Below are 6,514 nucleotides of genomic sequence, written 5' to 3'. Positions count from 1 at the left end.
CGGCTGCGGGAGATCCCCGCCTATGTCGAGCTGTTTCGCGCCGCCTATGACGATATCGATCAGCCTGCTGACATCACTTATGTGCATGCTGCCAACGCCATCGCCACGTTCGAGGCACACGCCTGGCGCGCCGACAACAGCCCCTATGACCGTTACCTGCGGCGCGAACGCGGTGCGCTGAGCTGGAATGCCCGTGTCGGCAAGTGGTTGTTCAATGGCCGCGCCGGCTGCAGCGGGTGCCACAGCGGCAAGTTCCAGACCGATCACAAATTTTATGCCGTAGCAGTGCCGCAGATCGGGCCGGGCAAGGGCGACGGGGTATCCGGTCGTGAAGACTTCGGTCGCGAGCGCGTCACCGGCAACCCGACCGACCGCTTTCGCTTTCGCACGCCGACGCTGCGCAATGTCGCGCTCACCGGTCCGTGGGGTCACAACGGTGCGTTCGATTCGCTGGAGGCGATGATTCGGCATCATCTCGACCCGGTCGCATCGCTGCGCGACTACGACCGCAGCCAGGCAGTGCTGCCGTTACGTGATGATCTGGATGCACTGGATTTCCTGGTGCACGACGACCAGCTGGCGCGTGAAGCTATCGCCGCGGCCTGCGAGCTGCCGCCACGGCAGCTGCGTGACTGGGAAATCCGCCGGCTGGTGGATTTTCTCCATGCGCTCACCGATCCGGACAGCATCGACCTGCGACGCGACGTGCCGCGCAGCGTGCCCAGTGGTCTGCCGCTGTTTGACTAGCGTGTAAACTACATGGCGTCCCTGCCGTCGGAGGCGCCATGCAGCCCAGGGTACTGGTAACCCGTCACGTTTATCCGGAAGCAATCGAACTGCTTGCCGGGCGCTGTGAAGTGGACTATGAAGATTCCGCGTCCGGCATCGCGCCGCATGACCTGCCGGCGCGCATCGCCGACCGGCAGGCACTGGTATGCCAGCTGACCGATCACATCGACGACGCCCTCCTGGACGCCGCGCCGGATCTGAAAGTGATCGCCAACGTTGCGGTTGGCTTCGACAACATCGATATCCCGGCCGCCACCAGGCGCGGCATCGTCGTTACCAACACGCCCGGGGTACTTACCAACACTACCGCCGATTTTGCTTTTACGCTTTTGCTGGCGGCCGCAAGACGCGTGGCCGAGGCGGACCGTTTCCTGCGTGCCGGTCTCTGGCAGCAGTGGCAGATCAACCTGATGAGCGGTCACGACATCCACGGCCAGACGCTGGGCATACTCGGGCTGGGCCGGATTGGTCAGGCAGTAGCCCGGCGGGCAAGCGGTTTCGATATGCGTGTGATTTATCACGATACCCAACGTGCAGCGCAGGAAGTCGAGCAGGAACTGGGGCTGAACTATGCCAGCAAGGAAGAACTGCTACGCGCTGCCGACTTTGTCTCGGTGCATGTGCCGCTGACCGATGACACGCATCACTATGTCGGCGCCGATGAGCTCGCACTGATGAAATCGACGGCAATACTTGTCAATACTTCGCGCGGGCCGGTAGTCGACGAACTGGCACTGGCCGATGCCCTGCATGCCGGTCTTATCGCCAGTGCCGGGCTGGACGTGTTCGAGAACGAACCCGAAGTGCACCCTGCCCTGCTGCAGCTGGATAACGTCGTGCTGGTGCCGCACATCGCCAGCGCGTCGATCGCCACCCGCACCCGCATGTGCACAATGGCGGCGGAAAACGCCATCGCCGTGCTGACCGGCCAGCGCCCGCCAAACCCGGTCAACCCGGAAGTGCTCGGCAAATTATGAAGGCCATGCTCGAGCAGCTGTTCAGGACCACGCTCGACGACATCGCCATCGACAAAGTGTTGCCACAACGGGTGTTGCTGCGTGGGTCAACATTGCAAATCGAAAGTGAATGTCTCGAGCTCGACGATTTCGACCGGATCGTGGTTGCCGCACTCGGCAAGGCCGCCGGCAGCATGACGGCATCACTGGCCGGTGTGCTGGCGCCGCGCCAGATCGGCGGTATTGTCGTCGGCCCCGTCGAATGCCAGGTGCCGGGTATAGTGTCGATTGTCGGCGAGCATCCGTATCCCGGCGCCGGCAGCGCGCGCGCCGCTGCCGCCCTGCTGGAGCTTGCCAGCGGCGTCGGTGAAAACGATCTTTTTATCTGCCTGCTGTCGGGCGGCGGATCTTCGCTGGCCGAAATGCCGCTGGACGACTCCGTTTCAATGAGCGATCTCAACACGCTGCATCAGATGCTGGTGACCTGCGGCGCCGATATCGTGGCCATGAATGTAGTGCGCAAGCACCTGTCTGCCATCAAGGGCGGCCGGCTGGCGCAGGCTGCTGCTCCGGCGCGGCAGCTCACCTTATATGTCTCGGACGTGCCGCCTGATGAACCCGAAACCGTAGCCTCCGGCCCGACCATGCCGGACAGCTCGACCGCGGAAGACGCCGCCGCTGTAATCACGCGTTACGGGTTAATGGAAAAACTGCCCGCAAGTATCCGCACGCTGTTCGGGCAAGCACTCGCCGAAACACCGAAACCTGACGAGACGAGCTTCGCCCGCAGCACCTGGCATTGCCTGCTGGACAACGCTGCGGCGGTAAAGATTCTGCGCGATCACGCCAAAGCGCAGGGCTGGGTAGCCGTGAGCGACTGCACGGTCGATGACTGGCCACTGGCCAAAGCTGCCGACACTTTGCTCGAAAGGCTGGAACTGCTGCTGCGCGCGCATCCGGGCCAGCCGGTGTGCCTGGTATCGGGCGGAGAATTGTCATGTCCGGTAACCGGAGACGGCAGCGGCGGGCGCAACCAGGCTTTCGTGCTGCACGTGGCACAGCAAATTGCGGGCGCGAATATTGCGGTCCTGAGCGCCGGCAGCGACGGTATCGACGGCAACTCGCCTGCGGCCGGTGCACTGGCGGATGGCGCAACTATAGAACGCGCGACCGGGCTGGGGCTGGACGCTGCTACGTGTCAGCAACACAGCGATTCGTTTCATTTTTTCCAGGCGCTGGGGGACGCTATTATGACGGGCGTCACCGGCAATAACGTGCGCGACCTGCGCATACTGCTTCGCACATGAACGACACCAGCCGCGGAAAACCTGTCTTTGCCCGCCGCGTCGAGCTGATGGGCACCGAGGCCGCATTCGGTTTTGGTGCGCGCATTGCCGCGGTGGAAGCTGAAGGCGAGCGCGTCATCCGCTGCAACCTGGGCCAGCCCGACTTCCCGCTGCCCGGGCATATCCGCGATGCGGTGATCGCGGCGCTCAAAGATGGCCAGACGACCTACTGCGACCCCCAGGGCCTGCCGGAACTGCGCGCCGCGCTGGCGAAAAAAATTGCCGCGGACCGTGGCCTGCCGGACATCGACCCGGAACGTGTCGTGGTTTATCCCGGTGCGCGGCCGTCAATTGGTTTTGCACAGCAGTCATACTGCGAACGCGGCGACGAGATCATCTATCCAACGCCCGGTTACCCGCTTTACGAGAGCTACATCCCCTATGTAGGCGCCAAACCGGTGCCGATAAAGCTGCGCGAGGATCACGGCTTTTCATTGACCACCGGGGAGCTGGAGCCTTTGCTGGGCCTGCGTACAAAACTCATTTACCTGAATTTTCCTTCAAACCCTACCGGCGGTGTAGCCAGTCGCGGCAGTATCGAAGCGCTGGCGCAATCAATACTGGCCAATACGCCACACAACGTGCGTGTTTATTCGGATGAGGCCTACGAGGCCATCGTGTTCGATGGCGAAAAGCATTTTTCCATCGCGTCGGTGCCGGGGATGGAGTCACGAACCATCATCGCTTCGGCTGTATCAAAGACCTATTCGTGGACCGGCGGGCGCGTCGGCTGGGCCGTTTACCCGACGGTTGCCGAGGCAAAAGTGCATCGCAATCTCAATATCAACTATTTCGCCAGCATCCCGCCATACAACCAGATTGGAACGATTACCGCGCTGGAGGCGCCGGAAAGTCAAATTGCAATAGCCGCAATGACCGCAGCGTTCCAGCGCCGCCGCGATATCGTGGTGGCGGGGCTGGATCATATCGACGGTATCCACTGTCAGGTGCCAAAAGGCGCCTTCTACGTGTTCCCCAACATCGGCGGTATCGTCGAACAGCTAGGTATCGACGAGGCTTATGCGGCTTTGCCGCCAGAGGTGCGGGCTGACTCCAGCCCGTCAACGCTGTTCCAGCTGTTCCTGCTGCACAACTACCAGGTGGCAACCATGGACCGGCGATCGTTCTGCAAACTCGACAGCGAAGGCCACCATTTCCTGCGCCTGTCGGTCGCAACCGGCGATGCTGACCTGCAGGAAGCCGTCAGCCGTATCGCGGCTGCCGCGACGGATGCCGATGGTTTCCGCGGTTTTGTGGGATCGGGTGTGCCCCTGACACTGGAGGGCTAGCGCGGTATCGCAAAAGCGCGCGTTACGGGACCACACGAAATGAGATCGTTTTTACCGGCCCGGCACCCTCTGCAGTGGCGCCGCCGAAGAATGCGGCTATCTCACACGGCTGCGGCGCAAAATTCGGATCAACACACAGGCCCGCGCCGGTACCGAAAGCGATGTCGGCGCGCAGATCTACCGTCGGTCCCGGCGTGGGATCGGGCGCAGCCACGCCGGCGCTGCCGAGCAGCTGCATGAAATCGACGCCGCCGGCCGCATTGAAGCTAGCGTCGAAACGCCAGTTGTCCGTGTCCATGCTGCTGACCGATGCCGTGCCCATATTCACGCTCCAGGCCAGCACATCGGTTGACGACAATGTGGTGCTGACCGGGGCCGCGGTCAGGTCAAGCGTGATGGAGGCGCTGATCGGGTCGCCGTTAACCAGGCCGACGCCCGAGCACTGACGAAAGGATTGCCCCAGCGCGTTGTCCTGGCACGTCGCACGATAGTCCATCGTTACAAAACCCGAGCCGGTCGTGATGGTGACCGTTGCCTGCTCCGGCGGCGTGACATCGCCCACGATCAGCCGGGTCGATGCATTGGGAATCTCGTAATCGTAAATGCCGGGCGCAATGCCCAGTGAGGCGAAAGACTGCTGCGCAATGAGAGTCGTGCCGGATAGCTGCTGGCCGCTGCCATAGCCGGCCGGCACGAACAAGAAGGGGATTTCAATGCCAAAGGCGTCTCCGGTAACGCTACTGCCGTCAAGGCGACCACTGCTGCCGAATGGCCCTGCGCTTGACGTCAACAAATACACATCGACCGTCGTTAATGACCCACCCACGACCACACCCGCCGACGGGTTGATGTTGCCATTCACGATGGCAGTTCCGTTATAAACTGCATCGGTCAGGTCATAGCTGCCGCTGCCACGAATCAGGATATCCGTATCAAGCTCGTTGACGGTGAATGTAACCCGTGACAATGAAGGATCGTCGCAAAATCGATCGGTAATGCTGTAGGTAAAGGTATCGCTGCCTATCCAGCCCGGCGGCGGCGAATAGCTGAAACCCACTGTCGCAAAGCCCGCGGTGACTATCTCGGTAAGCGGCAGGCCGGCGCTGCTTGTCGTGTCACTGGTCAACAGCCGCAACTGGTCCCCTTCGACATCGCCGTCATTGGACAACAGCGTGTTGAGCAAAATACTCAATTGCTCACCGGGTTCGGCCACAATGCTGTCATCGCCAGCCTGCGGCAGGATGTTGCCGACAAGATTCTGTTCCTGAAAGTAAAACGCATGGCGTCCCGGCGTTACCGCGGGATCCAGCGGCGCGCCCTGCGGGAATTGCAGCAACTCATTTATCCAGAATCCCCCGTTGCCGGCCCGCATCGGCTCCCACGAACGCGCGCTGAACAGCTCGCCGGACGAGAGGTTACGCAGGATATCGATGCGACCGGCCGGCGCGGTCCAGCTCCACGTAGTCGAACTGGGCGGGATTCTGCAGGCCCTGCCACCCGGCGAAAACACGAAATCGAAATCTTGCAGCTCAAACTGCGGGTCAAACGTGCCACCCGTGGCCCCGAACGACCGGAACCGGGTATCCTGTGCCGTTGTCAGGTCAAAGGCCTGTGTCTCATCGCGGGTTACCACGAGGCTGCGATCGGCAAACGGTGCGCCGGCAGCCGGTGTTGCCAGCAGCAAGGTATTGAGCACGCCATCGTCTTCCGGTACCAGCGCGACGAAACGGTTGCGATCCCCGCTGGCAAAGAGCACGTCGAGCACGCCGTCAGCATCGACCGACCAGTTGAAAGGCAGCTGCCGGCGCCGGCTGGTGCCGCTGCCGTCGGCAACAAGATCGAGCGTGTCGAAGCCGAATTCTGCCGGGCCAAAGCTTTCTGATGCATTGTCCTGGTGGTGAAAAAACGCCGCCCGACCGGTGCCAGCAAGGTCCGCTGCAACAAAGGGAATCGTTTGCTTTACCGCAAGGCGCGCCGTTGCCGATCCTGGCATCGCGTCGAAATCAGTGGTGGGAAGCTCGCCGTTCGGAAAGCTCGAAATCGTATGATTGAGCACAAGCACATGATCGGCTACTGCGGCCTCACCGCCGCTATAAAACCGCTGAATTCTCGCCCGGTCAATCGTATCGACCTG

Annotated in this window: 5 protein-coding genes; 4 read left to right on the top strand and 1 reads right to left on the bottom strand. The window is 61.8% G+C overall.

The genetic code is table 11. The annotated features are described in order from the left end of the window. The 4 genes from HKN06_05120 to HKN06_05105 all read left to right on the top strand — a co-directional run. On the top strand, positions 1-747 hold a 747-nt coding region (locus tag HKN06_05120; GenBank protein ID NNF60699.1), incomplete at its 5' end, for a cytochrome-c peroxidase. 38 nt (positions 748-785) lie between these two features. Continuing rightward, positions 786-1,766 carry a D-glycerate dehydrogenase gene (locus HKN06_05115; protein ID NNF60698.1) on the top strand — a complete coding sequence of 327 codons (981 nt, stop codon included), beginning with the start codon at positions 786-788 and terminating at the stop codon, positions 1,764-1,766. Further along, positions 1,763-3,052, top strand: coding sequence for a DUF4147 domain-containing protein (locus tag HKN06_05110; GenBank protein ID NNF60697.1), 1,290 nt, complete (start codon positions 1,763-1,765; stop codon positions 3,050-3,052). Before HKN06_05115 ends, HKN06_05110 begins: the two co-directional genes overlap by 4 nt. Then, positions 3,049-4,380, top strand: coding sequence for an aminotransferase class I/II-fold pyridoxal phosphate-dependent enzyme (locus HKN06_05105; protein NNF60696.1), 1,332 nt, complete (start codon positions 3,049-3,051; stop codon positions 4,378-4,380). Before HKN06_05110 ends, HKN06_05105 begins: the two co-directional genes overlap by 4 nt. Before the next feature lie 22 nt (positions 4,381-4,402). Here the strand turns inward: HKN06_05105 and HKN06_05100 are convergent. Then, on the bottom strand, positions 4,403-6,514 hold a 2,112-nt coding region (locus tag HKN06_05100; protein ID NNF60695.1), incomplete at its 5' end, for an Ig-like domain-containing protein.

The sequence above is a fragment of the Gammaproteobacteria bacterium genome, from assembly GCA_013003425.1.
GTDB lineage: Bacteria > Pseudomonadota > Gammaproteobacteria > Steroidobacterales > JABDKV01 > JABDJB01.
The sequence above is the reverse complement of the archived record's forward strand: the minus strand, read 5'-3'. Positions and strand labels throughout refer to the sequence as shown.